This window comes from Novosphingobium rhizosphaerae (genome assembly GCF_050920675.1).
Lineage (GTDB): Bacteria > Pseudomonadota > Alphaproteobacteria > Sphingomonadales > Sphingomonadaceae > Novosphingobium > Novosphingobium rhizosphaerae.
On the sequence record NZ_CP137861.1, the window covers coordinates 1,219,239 to 1,241,525 of the forward strand.

Annotated in this window: 16 protein-coding genes; 8 read left to right on the top strand and 8 right to left on the bottom strand. The window is 67.1% G+C overall.

Annotation, left to right across the window (positions count from 1 at the left end; translation table 11 throughout):
• Positions 1-12 precede the first annotated feature (12 nt).
• Positions 13-1,428, bottom strand: a complete 1,416-nt coding sequence (rimO, locus tag R9J51_RS05630) for a 30S ribosomal protein S12 methylthiotransferase RimO (protein ID WP_432787878.1) — start codon at positions 1,426-1,428, stop codon at positions 13-15.
• A gap of 216 nt (positions 1,429-1,644) precedes the next feature.
• Between rimO and R9J51_RS05635 the strand changes: the two genes are divergently transcribed.
• Positions 1,645-1,806, top strand: coding sequence for a DUF1761 domain-containing protein (locus R9J51_RS05635; RefSeq protein ID WP_432787879.1), 162 nt, complete (start codon positions 1,645-1,647; stop codon positions 1,804-1,806).
• Entirely contained in the window at positions 1,779-2,027 is a 249-nt protein-coding gene (locus tag R9J51_RS05640; RefSeq protein ID WP_432787880.1) for a DUF1761 domain-containing protein, read from the top strand. Before R9J51_RS05635 ends, R9J51_RS05640 begins: the two co-directional genes overlap by 28 nt.
• 45 nt (positions 2,028-2,072) lie before the next feature.
• Here the strand turns inward: R9J51_RS05640 and R9J51_RS05645 are convergent, their stop codons facing one another.
• Both R9J51_RS05645 and serS read right to left on the bottom strand, forming a co-directional pair.
• The gene (locus R9J51_RS05645) at positions 2,073-2,870 is read right to left on the bottom strand and encodes a M23 family metallopeptidase (protein ID WP_179506078.1); all 798 of its coding nucleotides are present in this window, start codon (positions 2,868-2,870) and stop codon (positions 2,073-2,075) included.
• A gap of 2 nt (positions 2,871-2,872) precedes the next feature.
• Positions 2,873-4,153, bottom strand: coding sequence for a serine--tRNA ligase (gene serS / locus R9J51_RS05650; protein ID WP_169473189.1), 1,281 nt, complete (start codon positions 4,151-4,153; stop codon positions 2,873-2,875).
• 93 nt (positions 4,154-4,246) lie between these two features.
• Here serS and R9J51_RS05655 point away from each other — a divergent pair, with 93 nt between their 5' ends.
• Positions 4,247-5,032 (top strand): enoyl-CoA hydratase-related protein, encoded by a 786-nt coding sequence (locus tag R9J51_RS05655; RefSeq protein WP_179506079.1) that lies wholly within the window; start codon positions 4,247-4,249, stop codon positions 5,030-5,032.
• 370 nt (positions 5,033-5,402) lie between these two features.
• Positions 5,403-8,366 (top strand): TonB-dependent receptor, encoded by a 2,964-nt coding sequence (locus tag R9J51_RS05660; RefSeq protein WP_179506080.1) that lies wholly within the window; start codon positions 5,403-5,405, stop codon positions 8,364-8,366.
• A 71-nt stretch (positions 8,367-8,437) separates the two neighbouring features.
• On the opposite strand, the gene R9J51_RS05665 is transcribed toward R9J51_RS05660, so the two are convergent.
• From R9J51_RS05665 to R9J51_RS05675, 3 genes are read right to left on the bottom strand one after another with little or no spacing between them, the layout of a single operon-like run.
• Entirely contained in the window at positions 8,438-9,649 is a 1,212-nt protein-coding gene (locus R9J51_RS05665) for a M24 family metallopeptidase (RefSeq protein WP_432787881.1), read from the bottom strand.
• Between the two features lie 33 nt (positions 9,650-9,682).
• Positions 9,683-10,942 (bottom strand): NAD(P)/FAD-dependent oxidoreductase, encoded by a 1,260-nt coding sequence (locus tag R9J51_RS05670; protein ID WP_179506082.1) that lies wholly within the window; start codon positions 10,940-10,942, stop codon positions 9,683-9,685.
• Between the two features lie 39 nt (positions 10,943-10,981).
• Positions 10,982-13,732 carry a DUF5695 domain-containing protein gene (locus R9J51_RS05675; protein WP_179506083.1) on the bottom strand — a complete coding sequence of 917 codons (2,751 nt, stop codon included), beginning with the start codon at positions 13,730-13,732 and terminating at the stop codon, positions 10,982-10,984.
• A gap of 145 nt (positions 13,733-13,877) precedes the next feature.
• On the opposite strand from R9J51_RS05675, the gene R9J51_RS05680 reads away from it, so the two are divergent.
• From R9J51_RS05680 to R9J51_RS05695, 4 genes are all read left to right on the top strand, one after another.
• Positions 13,878-16,271 (top strand): beta-L-arabinofuranosidase domain-containing protein, encoded by a 2,394-nt coding sequence (locus R9J51_RS05680; protein ID WP_432787882.1) that lies wholly within the window; start codon positions 13,878-13,880, stop codon positions 16,269-16,271.
• Between the two features lie 65 nt (positions 16,272-16,336).
• Positions 16,337-17,260: a dihydrodipicolinate synthase family protein gene (locus R9J51_RS05685; protein ID WP_179506084.1), complete on the top strand. Its 924-nt coding sequence runs from the start codon at positions 16,337-16,339 to the stop codon at positions 17,258-17,260.
• 11 nt (positions 17,261-17,271) lie between these two features.
• Positions 17,272-18,270, top strand: coding sequence for a 4-hydroxyproline epimerase (locus R9J51_RS05690; protein ID WP_179506085.1), 999 nt, complete (start codon positions 17,272-17,274; stop codon positions 18,268-18,270).
• A 14-nt stretch (positions 18,271-18,284) separates the two neighbouring features.
• Complete coding sequence (locus R9J51_RS05695) at positions 18,285-19,700, top strand: amino acid permease (protein WP_179506086.1); 1,416 nt, start codon at positions 18,285-18,287, stop codon at positions 19,698-19,700.
• Here the strand turns inward: R9J51_RS05695 and R9J51_RS05700 are convergent.
• A complete protein-coding gene (locus R9J51_RS05700) occupies positions 19,697-20,344 on the bottom strand; it encodes a GntR family transcriptional regulator (protein WP_179506087.1) in 648 nt (215 codons plus the stop codon). The two genes, R9J51_RS05695 and R9J51_RS05700, sit on opposite strands and share 4 nt — an antisense overlap.
• Positions 20,345-20,441: 97 nt before the next feature.
• Positions 20,442-22,253 (bottom strand): DUF885 family protein, encoded by a 1,812-nt coding sequence (locus tag R9J51_RS05705; RefSeq protein WP_179506088.1) that lies wholly within the window; start codon positions 22,251-22,253, stop codon positions 20,442-20,444.
• Positions 22,254-22,287: the final 34 nt, after the last annotated feature.

A 22,287-nucleotide genomic window follows, 5' to 3' on the forward strand; every position in this document is an offset into this window, starting at 1 on the left:
GGGGCGGAGGGGTTACTCCGCGATCACCCCGAACAGGTCGTGCGCGTCGGCCTCTTCCACCAGCACATCGACGAAATCCCCGGCCTTGAGGCTTTCGGGCACGTTGCGCAGATAGACCGCGCCATCGATTTCGGGGGCATCGGCCTGGCTGCGGCCGGTGGCGCCGATGTCGCCGTCTTCGTCGGGCTCGCCCACGTCGTCGATGATCACGCGCAGGGTGCGGCCCACCTTGGCGGCCAGGCGCGCCGCGCTGATCGCCTCGGTCTTGGCCATGATCCGGGTATAGCGCTCTTCCTTCACCGCGTCGGGCACGGGATCGGGCAGAGTGTTGGCCGCGGCGCCTTCGACGGGTTCGAACCGGAACGCGCCGACGCGATCGAGCTGCGCTTCATCGAGCCAGTCGAGCAGGTACTGGAAATCCTCTTCGGTCTCGCCGGGGAAGCCGACGACGAAGCTGGAGCGGATGGCCAGATCGGGGCAGATGTCGCGCCAGGCCTTGATCCGGTCGAGGACCTTGGCTTCGTTGGCCGGGCGCTTCATCGCGCGCAGCACCTTGGGGCTGGCGTGCTGGAACGGGATGTCGAGATAGGGCGTGAGCAGCCCTTGCGCCATCAGCGGGATGACTTGGTCGACATGCGGATAGGGATAGACATAGTGCAACCGCACCCACGGCACCTGGCCATCGGGCGTGCGCAGCTGGCCCAGCTCGCGCGCCAGATCGGTCATGTGGGTGCGCACTTCGCGGCCCTTCCACTGCCTCGTTTCGTGGCGCACGTCTACGCCATAGGCCGAGGTATCCTGGCTGATCACCAGCAGTTCGCGGGTGCCCGCCGCCACCAGCTTTTCTGCCTCGCGCAGCACGGCGTCGATCCGCCGGCTGGCCAGCTTGCCGCGCAGATCGGGAATGATGCAGAACGAGCAGGCGTGGTTGCAGCCCTCTGAAATCTTGAGATAGCTGTAGTGGCGCGGGGTGAGCTTGACGCCGCCCATGTCGTCCAATGCCTGCGGGATCAGGTCGAAGTATGGCCCCATCGCCGGTGGCGCGGCCTCGTGCACCGCTTCCACCACGGCTTCGTACTGGTGCGCGCCGGTCACGGCGAGCACGTCGGGGAAGCGGGCGCGGATCACTTCGGCTTCGTTGCCCATGCATCCGGTCACGATCACGCGGCCGTTTTCGGCAATCGCCTCGCCGATCGCGGCCAGGCTTTCCTCCTTGGCGGAATCGAGGAACCCGCACGTGTTGACCAGCACCACGTCGGCCCCGGCATAATCGGCGCTCATGGCATAGCCATCGGCGCGCAGGCGGGTGAGGATGCGTTCGGAATCGACCAGCGCCTTGGGGCAGCCCAGGCTGACCATGCCCACGCGCTTGGGCTCGGGGGCGGGGGTGGCGGAATTTTCGCGGGAATCGGGGGGAAGTGTGGCCATTGTGGGCGCGCCCATACGCGCAAATCGCGGCCACGTCATCCTATCATCGGTTTTCCCCGGCGGCACGCCGATTGCTGCGATGGGGCGTGAAGGGAAAGCGATGACTTCCTGATGCATGTTTGCGCTTTGGCGCTGCCGGGTCTAGGCACTGCGACATACGGGGGCGCCGCACAGGAAAGAGGTGCAATGGGTCCGGTAAACTGGTTGGCAGTCGTAATGGCCGTGGTGGCGGCCTTGGTGGTGCAGGGCCTGTGGTATGGCCCGCTGTTCGGCCGCGCGCGCCTGGCGGAAGTGGGGCCCGGCGGCCTGGGCCTGCGCGCCGCGCCGGGCGCACCCTGGCGCTCACCGCCGTGCTGCTGCTGGTCACGTCGTCGATGATGGGCCACATGTTCGCCCGCGTCGGTGCCGGCACGCTGGCGGTCAAGCCCTGGCTCTATTTCATGATGTCCGGCGGTCTGGCCGGCGCCTTCGTGATCCCGTCGCTGTGGATCAGCTATACCCAGCAGCGCGTATCCACCCGCCTGGCCCTGATCGATGCCGGCTGCGTCATGCTGTGCTACCTGGCAATGGGCACGGTGTTCTGGCTGCTGGGGCATTGAGGCTGGCTTAGGTCTTCCGCCAACACAACATCCTCTCACAAACCTCTACAACCGCACCGGCAGGTAAGGCGCGGGATCGCGCGGCACGTTGTCGCGGCGCAACTCGAAATGCAGCGTCGGCTTTTTCGCTTCGCCGCTCTTGCCGATGCGGGCGATGGCCGCGCGCGCGGCAACCTGCTGGCCTTCCCTGACCTGCACTTGCCCGAGATAGGCATAGGCGGTGACCCAGCCGCCGCCATGATCGATCAGGATCAACTGGCCAAAACGTTCGGGTTCGGTGCCGGCAAAGATCACGCGGCCGGCCGCGGCAGCGTGGACGGTGGTGCCGGCCAGTGCGGCCAGGTCGATGCCGTTGTTGGGCCGTGTGCCGGTGCGGCCGGTCACCGGCACGCCATAGCGGCCCATGATCGCGCCCGATGTCGGCCAGGCCAGGCGCGGGGCGCCGGCCTCGCGCGCGTGGCTGGGCGCAGGCGTGGGCGCCGGGCGAGGCGGCGGCGCAGGGCGGATCACCGGTGGCGGGCGGCGCACGGGTGCCTGGGCCGCGACCGGCGGTGGCGGCGGAGCAGAAGCCGGGGAGGGCCGGCGCAGCACTTGCCCCTGCGCAATCAGATAGGGCAGCGGCACGCGATTTTCTGCCGCCAGCGCTTCCATCGAAACGCCCATGCGCCGGGCGATCGCGGCAAAGGTATCGCCCGGCTGGACCACATAGGTCCAGGCGATGATCGGGCTCTCATAGGGCGGGGGCGCGCTGGCCTTCTGCGCCGCCAGCGGCGCGGCGGGCAAAAGCAGGGCCGGCAGCAGCGCGCGCAGCAAGCCCTTACCGTGCCGCCGCGCGCCCGCCACGATCAGGCCTGCGGCACCAGGCGGGTGATCCCGCCCATATAGGGGGCAAGCGCCGCGGGTACTTCTACCGAGCCATCCTCCTGCTGGTAGTTTTCCAGCACGGCCACCAGCGTGCGGCCCACGGCCAGGCCCGAACCGTTGAGCGTGTGGACGAATTCGGTGCCTTTCGCGCCTTCCGGGCGATAGCGCGCGTTCATCCGCCGCGCCTGGAAATCGCCGCAGTTGGAGCACGAGGAAATCTCGCGATAGGCATCCTGCCCCGGCAGCCACACTTCCAGGTCATAGGTGATGCGCGCGGTAAAGCCCATGTCCCCGGCACAGAGCAGCATCTTGCGATAGGGCAGGTCCAGCGCCTGGAGCACGGATTCGGCCGCCTGCGTCATCCGCTCGTGCTCGGCCGCCGAATCCTCGGGCTTGCAGATCGTGACCAGTTCCACTTTGTCGAACTGGTGCTGGCGGATGTAGCCGCGCGTGTCGCGCCCGGCGGCGCCCGCTTCGCTGCGGAAGCACGGGGTCAGCGCGGTCATGCGCAAGGGCAGGGCGCTTTCGGCCAGGATCTGTTCGCGCACGGCATTGGTCAGCGAGACTTCGGCCGTGGGGATCAGCCAGCGCCCATCTGTGGTGCGGAACAGGTCTTCGGCAAACTTGGGCAGCTGGCCGGTGCCGAATACGGCCTCGTCCTTGACCAGCAAGGGCGGCGCGCATTCCACGTGGCCGTTCACACCGGTCTGGTGATCGAGCATGAATTGCGCCAGCGCGCGCTGCAGGCGGGCCATCTGGCCACGCAGAAAGGTGAAGCGCGCGCCCGAAATCAGCGCGCCGGTTTCAAAGTCCAGCCCCAGCGCGGGGCCAAGGTCGGCATGTTCCTTGGGTGCGAAGGCAAACTGGCGCGGGGTGCCCCAGCGCGCCACTTCCACGTTGCCGGCTTCGTCTTCGCCTTCCGGCACGGCGTCGGCGGGCAGGTTGGGCAGCGCGGCGAGGGCGGCGGCGGCCTGGGCAGAAAGCTGGCGTTCTTCTTCTTCCAGCGCGGGCAGCGTGGTCTTGAGCGCGGCCACTTCGGCTTTCAGCGCTTGCGCGGTGTCCTTGTCGCCCTTGGCCATGGCCGCGCCGATCAGCTTCGAGGCTTCGTTGCGGCGGCCTTGCGCTTCCTGCATGCGCGTGGCCACGTCGCGGCGCCGCGTGTCGAGCGCCAGCAGGTCGGCAGAGGCAGGGGCCACCCCACGGCGGGCGAGGGCGGCGTCGAAGCGGTCCGGGTTTTCGCGGATCAGGCGGATATCGTGCATGGTCGGGCGGCTATGCCCGCAAGCCTGCGTCGATGCAATCGGGCGGATGCGATCAGGCTTGTCGGCAAGGCGCGAATGGGGAACAACGCGGCCATGACGCAGACCCGCCCTGGCCTGGACATCCAGGTTTCCGAACCGCTTGGCATCATCACCCTGGCCAACCCGCCGCTCAATTTCCTGTCGGTGGACCTGCTGGGCCAGATTGCCGATGCGGTGGATGCGTTGGATGGCGATGCCCGCGTGCGCTGCATCGTGCTGCGCGCGGCCGGCAAGACCTTTTGCGCCGGGGCCGATCTGGTGGGGGGCGCTGCGGGCGAAAGCGGCGCGCAAGGGCTGGCCGCGATCCGCCGCCTTTATGACCACGCCGCGCGCCTCTTTGCGCGGGCCAAGCCGATGATCGCGGTCATCAATGGCGCGGCGGTGGGGGCTGGACTGGGCCTGGCGCTGTCTGCCGATTTCCGCATTGCCAGCCCGCTTGCGCGCTTTTCGGCCAATTTCGTGGCGTTGGGTTTTCACCCCGGCTTTGCCATCAGTTGCACCCTGCCGCGCGTGGTGGGCGCGCAGCGGGCGGCGTGGATGATGCTTTCGGCCGATCGGGTCAAAGGCGAACAGGCCCTGGAATGGGGCCTGGTCGATCGCCTGGCAGCGCCCGAGGCGCTGGACGAAGCGGCCTTGGCGATGGCGCGCCAGGTGGCGGCCAACGGGCCGCTGGCCCTGGTGGAGGTGCGCGCCACCATGACGCGCGGCCTGGCGCAGGACGTGGCCGTCACACTCGATCACGAACTGGCGCGGCAGGCGGTGCTGCGCGAAACGGCCGATTATGCCGAAGGCGTGGCCGCAGTGTTCGAACGGCGCGAGGCGCGCTTTACCGGCCGGTAGCAGGGTGCACCCCGTCGACGGTTTGGCTGATAGTATCAAATATACCAGATAATTTCGTGCGCTGCTATGCACGTGTGGTCAACGCAACGCACCCGAGACGGTGTGCTCACGCGGTCGAAGGTGCTCGTCAACTCGGACTTAATCATATAGAAACAAAGGATTATATGGCGATGTGTGCGCCAGTCCTGCAATTATGCCACCGGTAGCACGGCGAAAAATGGATTAAAATATTGATTAACATACATAAAAATCCATTTCCCAGCTTCTTTTTGTCCGATTTATCCGTCACGATATGATATCGTATAATATATTTGACTCATATTCTGAGATATGATGGATTGCGCCCCATTCAGAACATGAGGGGCAAAACATGCGATCGAGATCTCACCTTTTCCGGGGTTCGGCGGGCCTTGGCGCGCTGACGATGGTGCTGCTGTCGTCGGCTGCGGCGGCGCAGGACTATGTCGCGCCGCTGCCAGCCAATCCCGCCGTTTCGCCCGACGCCTCGGACGGTGCGATCGTCGTCACCGGCACACGCATCAAGCGGGCCGACCTGCAAAGCAACAGCCCGCTCAGCGTGGTGAGCGCCCAGGAACTGCAATACCAGGGCAACACCAATGTCGAAGACGCGCTCAACCGCATGCCGCAGTTCACCGCCGACGCGAACGACAACGTGTCCAACGGGTCGGACGGCACGGCGCAGATCAACTTGCGCAACCTCGGCGCCAACCGCGTGCTGACCTTGCTCAACGGCCAGCGCATGCTGCCCGGCCAGGCGATGGACATCAACTTCGTGCCTTCGGCGCTGATCGAGCGGATCGACGTGGTCACGGGCGGCGCATCGGCGGTCTATGGCTCTGACGCCATTTCGGGCGTGGTCAACTTCATCCTGCGCGACAAGCTGGAAGGGCTGCGCGTCGATGCCCAGGGCAGCATCAACAACCATCACAACAACAATGCCTATGTGCGCGGCCTGCAATCCGCGCGCGGCTATGAAACCGCGCCCAACTGGGTGACCGACGGCGGCAAGGTGGATGTGAACGGCGCCTTTGGCCACAGCTTTGCCGGCGGGCGCGGCCATGTCACGGTCTATGGCGGCTATCGCAAGACCAACCCGGTGCTGCAATCCTCGCGCGATTATTCGGCCTGTGCGCTCAACCAGGCGGACGATGTGGGAACGGGGTTGGCCTGCGGCGGTTCGTCCAACACCACCTATGGCACCTTCGTGCCGCTGACCGGGCCCAGCGCCGGATCGGGCTACATCACCAATGCCAAGGATGGCTCCAAGACCTGGGTGCCTTACGATTCATCCTATGCCTATAACTACACCCCCACCAACTACATCCAGCGGCAGGACACGCGCTATACCGGCGGTGGCTTCCTCAGCTTCGACGTGTCGGATGCGGCCAAGCTCACCGGCTCGTTCATGTACATGGACGACCAGACCCATTCGCAAGTGGCACCCTCGGCCCTGTTCCTGGGCACGTCGTTCAACATCAACTGCGACAATCCGCTGATGAGCGCGAGCCAGGCGACCGCACTGTGCGGCGCGGCGGCGGGCACGAGCCAGACCGAAAGCACGCTGATCGGCTATCGCCTCAACAACGATTTCTCGCGCCGCGACGATCTGCGCCACAAGGACTATCGCTATAACCTGGGGGTGCAGGGCGATCTCGGCCACGGCTTCAGCTATAACGTGGACTACATGTTCGCCCTGGTCCGCTACAACGAGACCTACAGCAACAACGTGGACAACGTGAAAGCGCAGCGCGCGCTCAACGTGGTCAATGTCAACGGCACGCCCACCTGCCAGTCGGTGATCGACGGCACCGATCCCGATTGCGTGCCGATCGACGTGTTCCAGGCCAACGGCATCACCTCCGCCCAGGCCAAGTACCTGTTCAGCAACAGCAACACCGCCAGCCGCAACAGCCTGCGCCAGGTCACCGCCGGGCTCAACGGCGATCTGGGCACGTTCGGCATCAAGACGCCTTGGGCCAAGAATGGCGTGGCCATCGCGCTGGGCGTGGAAAACCGCAAGGAAACCCTGCTGTTCACTGCCGATGCCGTGGCCAAGCAGGGCGGCACCACCGACGCCGATGGCGAAATCAGCGTGTGGGAAGGCTATGGCGAAGTCGAAGTGCCGATCCTGGAGGACGTGCCCTTTGCCCACCGCCTCACGCTCAACGGCGGCCTGCGCTATTCGTCGTACACCAACGACCAACTCTCCAGCGGCAATCATTCGGCCTATCGCGTGTGGACCTACAAGGGCGAACTGGCCTGGGCGCCCGATACCACGGTGCGCCTACGCACCAGCTACAACCGCGCCATCCGCGCGCCCAACATCACCGAACTGTTCGGCTCGCAAAGCGTGGGCAATGTCTCGCTCAGCGATCCGTGCGCGGGCACCGATCCCACCGCTTCGGCCACGGCCTGCGCGGCCACCGGTGTAACCGCCGCCCAATATGGCACGGGCGCGGTGATCCAGTGCCCGGCCGATACCTGTTCTCAGCTCTCGGGCGGCAACCCGGCGCTCAAGCCGGAAAAGGCCGATACGATCACCGTGGGCCTGGTGCTGACGCCTGCGGACTTGCGCAATTTCTCGGTCTCGGTGGATTATTACCACATCAAGGTGAAGGACTATATCTCCACCATCGATCCCTCGCTGATCGTCTCGCAGTGCGTGTCGACGGGCGATCCCTATTACTGCGGGCTGTTCCACCGCGATCCGCAATCGGGCGCGATCTTCGGCACCAACGGCTATATCGTCTCCACCACACTCAACACCGGCTCGCTCAAGACCGACGGCATCGATCTCAACATCGATTACATGAGCGATCTGGGCCGGATCGGCCGCCTCAGCTTCAACTTCGCCGGCACGTTCCTGCTCAGCCAGGTGAACGAGCCGCTGCCGGGCCTGGGCACCTATGATTGCAAGGGCTATTTCGGCTATACCTGCGGCCAGCCCAACCCGGAATGGCGCCACAATGCCCGCCTCACCTGGTCGGCCCCGCGCGAGGTGGCCACCGTGTCGCTCGCCTGGCGCCACATCGGCGGTACGCGCCTGTCGAGCACGTCGAGCAACAGCTTCCTCACCGGCACGGGCAGCCTGATCAACGGGCGCATCAAGTCCTACGACTATATCGACTTGGCGATGACCGGGCGGATCAACCGGGCGATCAACGTGCGGGCAGGCGTGAACAACCTGTTCGATCGCGATCCGCCGGCGATCGCCTCGGGCATCCTGTCCTCGTTCGGCAACGGCAACACCTATCCGGGCGTCTATTCGGCGCTGGGCCGCAACCTGTTCGTGGGCGCCACCCTGGCGTTCTGATCGCTGGCCAACGCAAAGGCCCTGGTCGCTGTGCAGCGGCCAGGGCCTTGTTCATTGGGGGCAGGGGTGGTTCAGGCGGCCAGGCCGAATGGATCGTCGATCGAATGGGCTGGCTGGGTGAACCATGCGGCGCCGGTTTCGGTGACGTGGAAATGGTCTTCCAGGCGGATGCCAAAGCGTTCGGGCAGCACGATCATCGGTTCGTTGGAAAAGCACATGCCCGGCGCCAGCGGCGTGGTATCGCCGCGCACCAGATAGGGTCCTTCGTGGATCGACAGGCCAATGCCGTGGCCGGTGCGATGGGGCAGGCCGGGCAGGCGATAGTCCGGGCCCAGCCCGGCGCGCTCCAGCACGCGGCGGGCGGCCGCGTCGATCGCTTCGCAGGCCACGCCCGGCCGCACCGCATCGAAGGCCGCCGCTTGCGCCTCGCGCTCCAGGTTCCAGATGCGGCGATGCTCGTCGCTGGGTGTGCCGAACACATAGCTGCGCGTGATGTCAGACGTATAGCCCTGCACATAACAGCCGGTGTCGATCAGCACGACATCGTCCTGCTCCAGCCGCCGTTCGCCCGGCAGGCCGTGGGGAAACGAGGTGCCCCGGCCGAATTCGACGATGCAGAAACTGTTGCCGGCCGCACCCAGCGCGCGGTGCGCTGCCTCGATGAAGCGGGTCACTTCGCCCGCCGTGATGCCGGGGTGCAGGATGCGGGCCACGCGGCGGTGCACTTCCAGTGTCATCTGCTTGGCCTGGGTCATGATCGCCAGTTCGGCGGGGGACTTGATCGCGCGGCAAGGCTCGATGATCGGCCCGCCATCGGCCAGGGCCACGCCCGGCGCGGCCGCTTGCAGGCGCAGCGCCATCTGGAACGGCAAGGCCGGATCGATCGCCAGACGCGCCACCCGCCCGCCCGACAGCAGCGCGGCCATCAGGGTGTGGGGGTTTTCGTGCTCTTCCCACGCGTGGATTTGCGCAGGAATGGCCAGCTCTGCTTCGAGCGAACCCAGCTCAAAGCGCGGCGCCACGATCTGCGGGTTGCCTTCGGGCAGGATCAGCATGGCCACCAGTCGCTCGCTGGCGCCCCACGGCACACCGGCAAAATAGCGCAGGCTTGACCCGGCGTTGACCAGCAGCGCGTCGACGCCCTGTGCGGCCATCAGGCCCCGCGCCTTGGCCAGGCGATCATGATATTCGCCTGCGGTGATCGGCGCGGCACGCGCTGCCCAGGGTTGCAATTGCGCCAGTTCGGCTTGTGCGGTGGAGCCACCGATACCCAGCGTGGTCATGGTCATGATCCTTTGGTGAAAGCGGAAAACGGGTCAGGCAAAGCGATCGAGATCGAACGGCGCCAGATCGATCGCGGGTGCGGTGCCGTCCACCAGGTCTGCCACGATGCGCGCGGTGGTCGGCGCCAGGGTCAGCCCCAGGTGCTGGTGGCCAAAGGCATAGACCAGGTTGGCGGCGCGGGTGCTGCGGCCAATGGCGGGCAGGTAATCGGGCAGGGTGGGGCGCGCGCCCATCCATTCGCGGTGCGTGGTCTCGAACGGCAGGTTCAGGGCCCTGATGCGATGGCGCAGCGCTTGCCATTTGCGCGGGTCCGGGGGAGAATCCGGGCGGGCCAGTTCGACAAAGCTGGACGCACGCACCCCATCGGCAAAGCGCGTGACGATCATCGCATGGTCCTCGAACACTACGGGCGGCAGTTCGGCTGGCCAGTGTGCGCCTGCGGCGTGGAGGTGATAGCCGCGCTCGGCAATCATCGGCACGGTATGGCCCAGGGCCTGCGCCAGCGGGCGGGATCCGATCCCCGCAGCCAGCACGACGACGTCGTCAGGGGGGCTGCCCACCACCCGGCAATGGCCCAGTGCCGTTCGCTCCAGGCGCGCCGGGCCATCGCGCCAGCGGCCGCCGGCCGCGGCAAAGGCTGCATGCAGCGCGGCAAACACTGCGGCGTGCCCGACGATGCGCCCGCTGCCGATGCAGCGGATCGCCCCGGCCGGACGCCGCCCGATGAGCGCGGCGATTTCTTCCAGTTCGCCTGCGTCGGCAGGACGAAACCGCGCGGTCGGCGTGTCGAGTCCCAGCCAGCCCGCCGCGCCTGCCTTGGCACGGGCGGGATCGGACCACACGACCAGGTGGCCATCCTGGCGCAGCAGGCCCGGCGCGTCGAGCCGCTGGGCGAGTGCCTGCCAGGCCGGCATGGCATCGGCCATCAGGGCGGCAAGCGCGGCGCGCCCGGCGGCAAAGCGGCCGGGGGTGCTGGCGGCCAAGAGGCGCAGCCCGAACGGCAGCCACGCCCCCGCGTCGCGCGGGGGCAAAGACAGCGCGGCGCCCTGGCCCCACAACCGGCGCGGCAGGGCGTGCAACGCGGCGGGGGAAGCCAGCGGCTCTACCTGCTCCACCGCAATGTGCCCGGCATTGCCCCACGATGCCGAATGTCCGCGTCCGGCGCGCGTGCCGCTATCGGCATCATGGATGGTGACAGCATGGCCACGGTCTTGCAGCGCCAACGCAATGGTCAGGCCAACGATGCCGCCGCCGATCACGGCGATGGAAGCAGGGCGGGAAGAGGCAGGCATCGCTGAAATCCAATAGAGGTTGCGATCGGGCGCGCAAGCTCAGCGCGGGGTGAGCGTGAGGACGGTGGGCCCTGTTCCCAGCGCCAGGGCGGTGGCGCCGCGCTCGGCCGTGCCGCGATCGGCGGTATAGCGGCGCCCGGTGGCGGTCGTGGTGGCCAGCACGAGGCGGGCCTGCGGTTCGTTGGGCCCGGCCGGATCGAGCGTGAGCTGCACTTTGCCGCTGGCGAGGTCATAGCGCGCGCGGGCGATGCGCCCCGCTTCCAGCGTGATCCACAGGCCGGCCGGGGCAATGAACAGGCGGCGGCGTGCGCCATCCTGTGGAACGATGGCGATGGACCGCTGCCCCGGCGTCACCGCCCCGCCAAACCCCAGCCAGCCCAGGCGATCGTCATGCACCAGATAGGTCGCCGCGGCGATGGCGTGGCCATAGAAGCCCATGCCGTAATCGCCGCTATAGGCATCCCAGCGCATCATGTCGGGCCAGCTGTGGAATGCGGCCGAACCAAAACCCTGCTGGTCGATATTGGTGATCCCGCCCATCAGCCCGCCATAGGCGACGCGCAGCAGGTGCAGGTCTGCCGGATCGCGGCGATAGGCATCGAACAGCGGCACGGCATTGAGCGTGGAGCCATAGTGGTGGATCTGCCGCTCGATCCGCGCCACTTTGCCGCCATAGAGGAAATCCCAATAGCGGCGGGCATTGCCGTTGTAGCCCCAGCTGGGGATCGTGGGGTCATAGCCCAGGATCACTTCGCGGGTCTGCTCGGCCTGGCGGGTCTGGCCGAAATGGCGCATCCAGGCGTAGACTTCGGCCTGGCCGGTGGAATCCCAGGCCATCTCGCTGCCGAATGGATAGGCCAGGCTCTTCCAGTGGTCGGCCCGCGCGCGCATTGCCGCTTCCATCGCATCGGCTTTGTCGGTCATGCCTTCGTGGCGCAGATCGGCCAGGATATCGAGGAAGACATCGCCCTCCATCTGCCCGAACTGCGCATATTCGGGCGCCTCGCGCACCATCGCCATGCTCGTGCGCCAGGCCCAGTCGAGGTAGAACCGCCAATCGTGGCGCGTGACCAGGCCCGCCTGGTTGCGCGCCAGGCGATAGAGCACCCAGTGCCCGATCGCGACGTGGGGATAGTTGTAGGATCGCCCCAGGTCTTGCGCCTGCGCCTTCGACCACGATGCCCAGGTGTGCCAGTCGATCTTGGGGTCATAGGCCTCGGGCAGGGCAGCGGGATCATAATAGAACAGGCTCTTGCGCACGCCGCCGGCCTGCGGGCCGCTGTCGACCTGCAAGTGGCCCAGCACCGTTTCATCGACCAGCCGCTCCAGCTTGGCCACTTCGGCGCGGTTGGGGTTGTCGAGCTGTTTGGCGATGGCTGCCACCCAGCTGCCCGCGCCGCCTTCATCGCTCATCCCCGCGATCCACACCCGCGCGTCCTGCGTCACCACGTGGTTGGCCTCGCGGTCATAGGTCAGGATCGCGGGGTTGCGGTGGAACGGGTCGGATGCCGGTTCGAACCATTGCGCCGTGGTGGAAAAGTGGCCCAGGTCCGCCATGACCTGTGGCAGCGGCTTGGTGATGAAATAGCTGACGGTCTGCTTTTGCCCGTCGGCATAGGCGATGGTCAGCCGTGCCTGGCCCCAGCCATGGGCGGTCACGCGATAGCGCGCCCAGGGCTTGCCCTGCTTGCCCGGCCCGCTGCCATCGCGCCGGGCCACCAGCGCGCCCTTGGGCCAGGCAGTGATGCTGGCCACCGCGCTGTGGCTGTTGAGAAACAGCGTGGCCACCTGGTCGGTCGGCACGACATAGCCGGGAATGCCCACCGCCACCGGCCGGCCCTGCTGCACCAGCGTATCTTCGATCGCGCGGATCGAGGGGGACAGGGCAAAGCGCAGGCCCACCTGCCGCCGGGCGCCCGGCGCCAGGGTGAAGCTGGTGGGCGCGTTCCATGGCGTGCCGGCCCCGGCCCATTCGCGTTCGGCCAGGGCCTTGCTCGCGATGGTCCAGTCATAGAACCCTTCGGATACCTGGCTGCGCGGGCTCTTTTCGGTGAACGCCGTGCCCGCCGGCGCCTTGGCCGCTTCGGCCAGCGGCACATAGGCTTCCAGCGGGGTGCCGCGTTCGGGCAGGACCAGCAGCGCGGGGCCGGCGCCGTTGAGGCGCGTCACCTGCACATAGCCGGCGTCGCGCCCGATATAGGGATCGGCAAAGCTGGCCTGGGCATGGGCCTGTTGCAGATCGCGGTCGGCGATGATGTTGTCGAACACCATCGGCAGGCCCAGCGCGCCGATCTCCACCGGCAGGGTGCCGGTGTTGACCAGCACGAAGCGCAGCGCAGGCGCGCCATCGACCATGGCCCAGTGCCGCTCCACCCGGATCGGTAGGCCAGCGCCCAGGCTGGCGGAAATATCGGCGGCGGCCACTTCGCCGGGGCGCGTGGGCAGCGGGATTATCGCCTGGCGATGGCGGGCCGAAGCGTAATCCTGCCAGGCGCCGCCGCCCACCCGCAGGCGCAAGTGGATATCGCCCACGTGGTTGTACCCATCGCCCGCCCGCTCGCCTTCGCGCCCCGCCGGCACGAAATCGAACGCAGGGTCGCTGCGGGGTGACAGGCGCGCCAGCGTTTGCGTATCCTGGCGCAGCGCCATCAGGAACGCGGCCGTGTCGACCGGCATGGTGGCCGGCAGCGGCGCTTGCCTGGCGGGTGGCGTCGGTTCCGCCCAGGCGTCGGGCGCCGTGGCGAGCAAGGCCAGCGTGGTGGACAGGAACAGGTAAGGGGAGCGGATCATCGGGCAGGGTCCATCATCCGGCAAAAGCGCGGCAGCCACGGAACGGTGGCGTCAGGACGACGGCTTGTCAAATATAATATACGATATAATGTGTGGGGCTCATTCCCTGGTCGTCAGGCCGTCACCCCTACGAAAGTTCTGCTCCATGAAACTCAGCCGGCGCGCATGGATGGCCAGCACGGGCATCGGCATCATCGCCTTGGCGCAAGCGGGCCGCGCCGTGGCGGCACCAGCCGATCTCGCCGCGTCCCGCATCCGCCCTCTGCCGCTCGACGCGGTGCGCCTGTTGCCTTCTGACTATGCCCGCGCGGTCGCGGTCAATCGGCAATACCTGCTCGCGCTGGAGCCTGATCGCCTGCTGCACAATTTCCGTGCCTATGCCGGTCTGGCACCCAAGGCGCCGCTTTATGGTGGCTGGGAAGCCGATACCATTGCCGGCCATACGCTGGGCCATTATCTTTCTGCCCTGGCGCTGATGTGGCAGCAGGTGGATGATGGCGAATGCCGCCGCCGCGCCGACTATATCGTGGCCGAACTCGCCGCCGCCCAGGCCGCGCGCGGCAGTGGCTATGTCGGCGCGCTGGGCCGTCGCACCAAGGACGGCAAGATCGTGGATGGAGAACCGATCTTCCACGAAGTGATGGCCGGGAAGATCACCTCGGGCGGGTTCGATCTCAATGGCTCGTGGTCACCGCTCTACACCGTGCACAAGGTCATGGCCGGGCTGCTCGATGTCCACGCCGCCTGGGGCAATGCCCAGGCGCTGGCCGTCACGCTCGGCCTTGCCCGCTATTTCCAGAACGTCTTTGCCGCGCTCGACGATGCGCAGATGCAGACGCTGTTGGGTTGCGAATATGGGGGCCTCAACGAAAGCTATGCCGAACTGGCCGCGCGCACCGGCGATGGGCAATGGCTGGCGGTGGCGCAGCGCCTCCATGACCGCCGCGTGCTCGATCCGCTTGTCGCCGGCAAGGACGAGCTGGCCAATTTCCACGCCAACACCCAGGTGCCCAAGGTGATCGGCCTGGCGCGCATCCATGATCTGACCGGCAAGGACGAACCGGCCCGCGCCGCGCGCTTCTTCTGGCAGGCGGTGACGGGCCACCATTCCTACGTCATCGGCGGCAATGCCGATCGCGAATATTTCTCCGCGCCCGATACCATCGCCGATCACATCACCGAGCAGACCTGCGAGCATTGCAACAGCTACAACATGCTCAAGCTGACGCGGGCGCTCTATCGCTGGCAGCCCGACGCGGCCTGGTTCGACTATTACGAACGCACCCATCTCAACCACGTCATGGCCGCGCAAGACCCGGAAACCGGCGGCTTTACCTATATGACCCCGCTGATGAGCGGCACGGCGCGGGAATATTCGACGCCCGATGACGATCCGTTCTGGTGCTGCGTGGGCACCGGCATGGAAAGCCACGCCAAGCACGGCGATTCGATATTCTGGGAAGACGGCGCCACGCTTTACGTCAATCTCTATATCCCCGCCCAGGCGCGCTGGCAGGCCAAGGGCTTGGCCCTGCGCCTGGAAACCGCCTATCCCTTCGAACCCGAAGCCACGCTGACGCTCGATACCGTGTCGCGCAAGGCGGCCTTTGCCGTGGCACTGCGCGTGCCGGGCTGGGCACGCGGGCGGGCGCTGGTTTCGGTCAACGGGCAAACGGTGCGGCCGGTGGAGCGCGACGGTTACGCCATCCTGGCGCGCCCGTGGCGCAGCGGGGATCGCGTGGGCCTGGTCCTGCCGCTCGACCTGCGGCTGGAACCGGCGGCCGGCGCGCCCGATACCGTGGCCGTGCTGCGCGGGCCGCTGGTCATGGCCGCAGACCTGGGCGCGGCCCAGGCGCCGTGGACTGGGCCCGATCCGGCGATGGTCGGCGAAGCGCCGCTGGCCGCGTTCCGGGCGGTGCCCTCAGCCCATCCGCGCTATGCCACCAAGGGCGTGCTGCGCCCGGCAGATCTTTCCTTCGTGCCGTTCTACAGCCAGTATGCGCGGCGCAGCGCGGTCTATTTCAAGCGCTTTTCCGATGCTGCGTGGAAAGACCAGGAGGCCGCCTATCTGGCCGAGCAGGCCCGCGCGCGCGACATCGCGGCGCGGTCGGTCGACGTAATGCACCTGGGCGAAATGCAGCCCGAACGCGATCATGCCCTGGCATCGGAACTGTCCTATCCGGTCACCTATCGCGGCCGCAACGGGCGCGATGCGCGCTCGGGCGGCTATTTCGAGTTCACCATGAAAGTGCAAGCCGGGCCGATGCGACTCCAGGCCAGCTATTGGGGCGCTGAGCGCCGCCGCGTGTTCGATATCCTGGTCGATGGCACGGTAATCGCCACCCAGACGCTCGACATGGATCGTCCCGGCCAGTTCATCGATGTGGAATATGCCGTGCCCGAACGGTTGACCGCCGGCAAGGCCAGCGTGCGCGTGCGCTTTGTCCCCCATGCGCGCGAAAGCGCCGGGCCGGCGTTCGGGGTGCGCATGATCGCGCCCGCGCCCGTGGCCAATCCGGCCGGCACGAACAAGGCGTGATCCGGGGGTTGCCATTTGATGGAATATAGTATACGAAAACCGACAAGATTTCGGAGGAACGATAAATGACCATTGCCAAGGCGTTGTGGAAGGGCGTCTATCCCGCCGCCACGACCCAGTTCGCCGCCGATCTGTCGATCGATTATGATGCCACGCAAAAGGTACAGACCGCGCTCGTCGACGATGGCGTCAACGGCCTGATCCTGCTGGGCACCTGCGGCGAGAACAATTCGCTCGAATCCGATGAAAAGCGCAAGGTGCTGGCCGCCGGCGTGGAAGCCGTGGGCGGCCGCGTGCCGCTGGTGGCGGGCGTTTCGGAATTCACCACCGCGCGCGCCATCGACTATGCGCGCGATGCGGAAAAGCTTGGCGTCGATGCGCTGATGCTGCTGCCCGCGATGGTCTATGTGCCGACCACCAACGAATTGCAGGCCCATTTCCGCGCTGTGGCCGAGGCCACCTCGCTGCCGATCATGCTCTACAACAACCCGCCCGCCTATCGCGTGAATGTCGATTTCGACACGCTCGATGCGTTGCAGGACGTGCCCAACATCGTCGCGATCAAGGAAAGCGCGCCCGATACCCGCCGCATCACCGATGTGATCAACCGCTTTGCCGATCGCTACACCGTGATGGCCGGGCTGGACGACGTGGCGTTCGAAGGGCTGTTGCTGGGCGCATCGGGCTGGGTTTCGGGCCTGACCAGCGCGTTCCCCGAAGAATCCGTGCGCCTGGTGGCCGCGCTGGACGAAGGCCGCATCGATGAAGCGCGCGATATCTATCGCTGGTTCATGCCGCTGCTGCACCTTGATGCCGAACACGATCTGGTCCAGTCGATCAAGCTGGCCGAACAGATCATGGGCCGGGGCAGCGAGCGCGTGCGCATGCCGCGCCTGCCGCTGACGGGGGCGCGCCGCGCCCAGGTGACCGCCTGGGTGGAACAGTGCGCCGCCACGCGTCCCTGCCTCAAGGCGGCCGTCGCGGCCTGAGGAAAGACCGCATGCGCCATCACTTCTTCTGCGTCGATGGCCACACGGCCGGGAACCCCGTTCGCCTGGTGGCGGGCGGGGCGCCCCTGCTGCGCGGCGCAAGCATGATCGAGCGGCGCCAGGATTTCCTGGAGCGGTTCGACTGGATCCGCACCGGGCTGTGCTTCGAACCGCGCGGGCACGACATGATGTCGGGCGGGTTCCTCTATCCGCCCACGCGCGCCGATACCGATTGCGGCATCCTGTTCATCGAAACGTCGGGCTGCCTGCCGATGTGCGGCCATGGCACCATCGGCCTGGTCACCTTCGGGCTGGAACATGGCCTGATCCAGCCGCGCGAGCCGGGCTTCCTGCGGATCGAAGTGCCCGCCGGGGTGATCGAGATCCACTATGGGCAGGAGGGCCAGCGCGTGCGCTGGGTGCGCATCCGCAACGTGGCGGCCTATGTCGCGGCGACCGGCATCGCCATCGATGTACCCGGCTTCGGTCCGCTCAGCCTCGACATTGCCTATGGCGGCAACTTCTACGCCATTATCGAGCCGCAGGGCGCCTATGCCGGGCTCGATGACCTGGGCGCCGCGCGCATCGTGGAATTGAGCCGCACCGTGCGCGAACTTGTGCGCGCACAGATCACGCCCGTGCACCCGCTCGACGACCGCATCCAGGGCGTGAGCCACGTGCTCTGGGCCGACAAGCCCAAGGGCGAGGGCGCCGATGGGCGCAACGCGGTGTTCTATGGCGAGCGGGCGATCGACCGCAGCCCTTGCGGCACCGGCACCTCGGCGCGCATGGCGCACCTGGTGCACAAGGGCGTGCTCGCGCCGGGCGACCGCTTCGTCCACGAAAGCTACATCGGCAGCCGCTTCATCGGCCGGGTCGAGGAAACCACCGATCTTGCCGGCACGCCGGGGATCATCCCCTCGATCGAGGGTTCGGCGCTGGCCACCGGCTTCAACACCATCTGGATCGACCGCGAAGATCCGTTCTGGGCCGGCTTCACGGTCGTCTGACAAAAGGGCAGGGCATGAAATCGCTGTTGGGGCCGCGCAAGCCGGTCGTACCCGAGGCTGGCGACACCAGCGGTTCGCATCGGCTGAAAGCCACGCTGTCCTGGCCGCACCTGGTCGCGCTCGGCGTGGGCGCCATCGTCGGCACAGGCATCTATACCCTGATCGGCGTGGGGGCAGAGCGCGCCGGGCCGGCGGTGATCCTGGCCTTCCTGGTGGCGGGCGCGGTCTGCGCCTGCGCTGCGCTCGCCTATGCCGAGATGGCCACGCTGATGCCTGCGGCCGGCGGCGCTTATACCTATACTTACGCGGTGCTGGGCGAAACACTGGCCTGGATCGTGGGGTGGAGTCTGATTCTGGAATATTCACTGGCCTGCTCCACCGTGGCGGTGGGCTGGTCGGGCTATCTCGTCGGCTGGCTGCAATCGGCGGGCATCCACTTGCCGGCGGCGCTGCTGGTGGGGCCGCACGCGGGCGGGCTGGTCAACCTGCCGGCGGTGGTGGTGTCGCTGGCGATCGCCGCCATGCTCACGCTGGGCACGCGCGAAAGCGCCACGCTCAACATCGTGCTGGTGGTGATCAAGATGGTGGCGCTTGCCGCCTTCGTCGCCCTGGCGCTGCCCGCGTTCGATGCGGCCCATTTGCACCCGTTCATGCCCTATGGCTTTGCCAGCCATGTGCAGGGCGGCGAAACGCGCGGCGTGATGGCGGCGGCGGCCGTGGTGTTCTTTGCCTTCTACGGTTTCGATGCCGTGGCCACCTCGGCCGAGGAAGCGCGCAATCCCGGCCGCGACCTGACGATCGGCATCGTCGGCTCCATGGCGCTGTGCACGCTGATCTATATCCTCGTGGCCGTGGCCGCGATCGGCGCGCTGCCGTTTACCGCGCTCGGCCAATCGGCCGAGCCATTGGCCTTGGTGCTGCGCACGCTGGGCCATCCGCTCGCCAGTTGGGCCATTGCCGGGGCGGCGCTGGTGGCGCTGCCTTCGGTCATCCTGGTGATGATGTACGGGCAAAGCCGCATCTTCTTCGTCATGGCGCGCGACGGGCTGCTGCCCCCGGTGCTGGCGCGGGTTTCGGCCAAAAGCGGCACGCCGCGCCTGGTGACGATGATCACCGGCCTGTTCGTGGCGGCGGTGGCCGGGTTCTTCCGGCTGGACGAGATTGCCGAACTGGCCAACGCCGGCACGCTGCTGGCGTTCATCGCGGTGGGCCTGTCGATGATGGTGCTGCGCCGCACCGCGCCCGATCTGCGCCGCATCTTCAGCAGCCCCGCGCCGTATGTGGTGGGCACCTTGACCGTGCTGGGCTGCCTCTACCTGATGGCCTCGCTGCCCACCAAGACCCTGGTGCGCTTTGCCGAATGGAACGCCATCGGCCTGGCGATCTACCTGCTTTATGCCCGCGGGCGCAGCCTGGCGGGCCGCACTTAAAGCAGGTTCAATTGCTGGCGCAGGTCGTTGAGCGTGCCGGTGATGTGCGCGGCGGCCAGTTCCTGTGCCCGGCCGGCATTGCGCGAAAGCCACGCCTGCAGCAGGCCGTTGTGTTCGTCATGCGCGCGGTCGCCGCGCCCGGCCGGCGCCAGGTGTGCCACGGTATAGCGTTCCGACATGATCTGCAGCCGCTCGATCAATTGCATGGTCAGCGCGCGGCGGCAGGGCCGGGTCAGCGCCACATGAAACTCGCGGTTGCGCATGGCCACCAGCTCGGCCTGGCTGGTGGCGGCTTCGTCCAGCGCCTGCATCGCGGCAATGGCGGCGGCGCGTTCCTCGTCGGTGGCGGCCAGCGCGGCCAGGCCCACGGCGGCCGGCTCCACCGCCAGGCGCAGGGCATAGATTTCCTCGGCCTCGTCCGCGCTCATCGCGCGCACGAAATAGCCGCGGTTGGCATGGGAAACGAGCAGGTTTTCCTGCTCCAGCCGGGCCAGCGCCTCGCGCAGCGGGATCTTGCTCACGCCGAATTCGGCGGCCAGCGCATCCTGGCGGATCGGCTGGTCCTCGGCCAGTTGCCCGGAAACCACTTTCTCGCGCACAAGGTCGAAAATGCGATCGGCCAAGGTACGCACAACAAGGCTCATTCCTGATCACTCCCGAAGCCGCAGCCCTGCGGCAGATGCCGCGCCCGCCCCGCGCGGTGACCATATACGGGCGGGGCGGCCATCCGCAATGGCGCGCTCACTCCTCGTCCGGGTAGGGGCCTTTGCCGCCCTGCGCAATGAAGCGATCGACCGCCGCATCGAGCACCGGCAGCGGCACCGATCCCAGTTGCAGCACGGTATCGTGGAAGGCGCGGATATTGAACTTGGGCCCCAGCGCCTTTTGCGCGCGGGCGCGGGCCTCCAGGATCGCACGTTCGCCCAGGTAATAGCTCAACGCTTGCCCCGGCCAGGCGATGTAGCGGTCGGTCTCGGTCTCGATCTCGTGGTCCGACAGTGCGGTGTTGTCGTGCAGGAACTGCTGCGCCTGGGCCCGGCTCCAGCCCATGGTGTGGATGCCGGTATCCACCACCAGCCGCGCCGCGCGCCACATCTGGTACGACAGCATGCCAAAGCGTTCGTAGGGCGTGTGGTACATCCCCATGTCCTCGCCCAGCTTTTCGCAATAGAGCGCCCAGCCTTCGCCAAAGGCAGAGATGTAGGAATTCTGCCGGAACGGCGGCAGGCCCTTGTTCTCGGCGGCCAGCGGCATCTGGAACGCATGGCCCGGCGCGCTTTCGTGCAGGGTCAGCGCAGGCAGCGAATAGAGCGGCCGTGAGGGCAGGTTATAGGTGTTGACCAGGTAGACCCCCGGCCCGCCGCGCCCGGCGGTGTAATAGGGGGCGATCGCATCGGGTACCGGCACGATGGCAAAGCGGCGGCGGGGCAGATGGCCGAACCAGTCGGCCGCCTTCCCGTCGAATTCCTTGGCGATCCACGCTGCGCGGTCGAGCAGGGCCTGGGGTGTCTTCACATAGAACTGCGGGTCGCTGCGCAGGAATTGCAGGAACGCGGGCAAGTCTCCCTGGAAATGCACGTCCTGCATCACCGCCTGCATCTGCCTGCGGATCTGCGCCACTTCGTCCAGCCCGATCTGGTGGATCTGCGCGGGTGTCAGGTCCAGTGTGGTGTATTCGCGGATCTGCGCCTGGTAATAGGCTTGGCCATCGGGCATCGAATAGGCATCGAGCCGAGTGCGGGCGCGCGGGATGTAATCCGTTTTCAGGAATTGCAGCAGGCGCTGGTGCGCGGGCACAACCGCTTGCGCCAGGGCGGCCCGGGCCTCTTCGCGCAAGGCCGCCTGGCGATCGGCGGGGATCGTATCGGGCATCGCCACGAATGGCGCGTAGAACGGATTGTCTTCCACCTTGGGCGCGGCGGTTACCGGCAGGACCGTGTCGTCGCGCCCCTGCAGGGTGATTTGCGGCGGGGTGAAGCCACGCGCCAGGCCGGCGCGCATATTGGCGATCTGCTGGTCGAAATAGCGCGGCACGTCGCGCAGCATGGCGATATAGGCGGTGTAGTCGGCCTCGCTGCGCAGATGCGCCTCGCGCGCGCTGTCGGCCAGGTCGCCCCAGAAATTGGTATCGGCGTTGAGCGGCTTTTCATATTCGCGATAGCGCTGCGCGGAAATCAGCGTGCCGATCTGATAGCGATAGATCGCTGCGTTCACCTGGTTGGCCGGGGACAGTCGCTTGGCCTCGATCCTGTCGAGTTGGGCGCGCACGTCTTCCCACTTGCGCAGGCGCGCGGCCTGGGCGGCGGCGCTCACGTCGGGCAGCCGGGGCACGCCGTGGATACCGCTGTCCTCGTCATCGGGAAACTGGGTCTTGCGCCAGGCCCATTCCGCCGCCGTCAGCGCGGCGAACCGGGCATCCTCGCTGCTTGCGGCTGCCTTGCCCACGGGCCGGGCCATGGCGGTGGTGGGCAGCACCGCCGGCGCAATCGCGCTGGCAAGAAGCAGGCCTGCAACCAGGTCGCGGACGGGGGAGCGGCGCCAGGGGAAGGGCATCGGGGGTTCCTTTGTTGCAGGTCTCGAAAAGGGA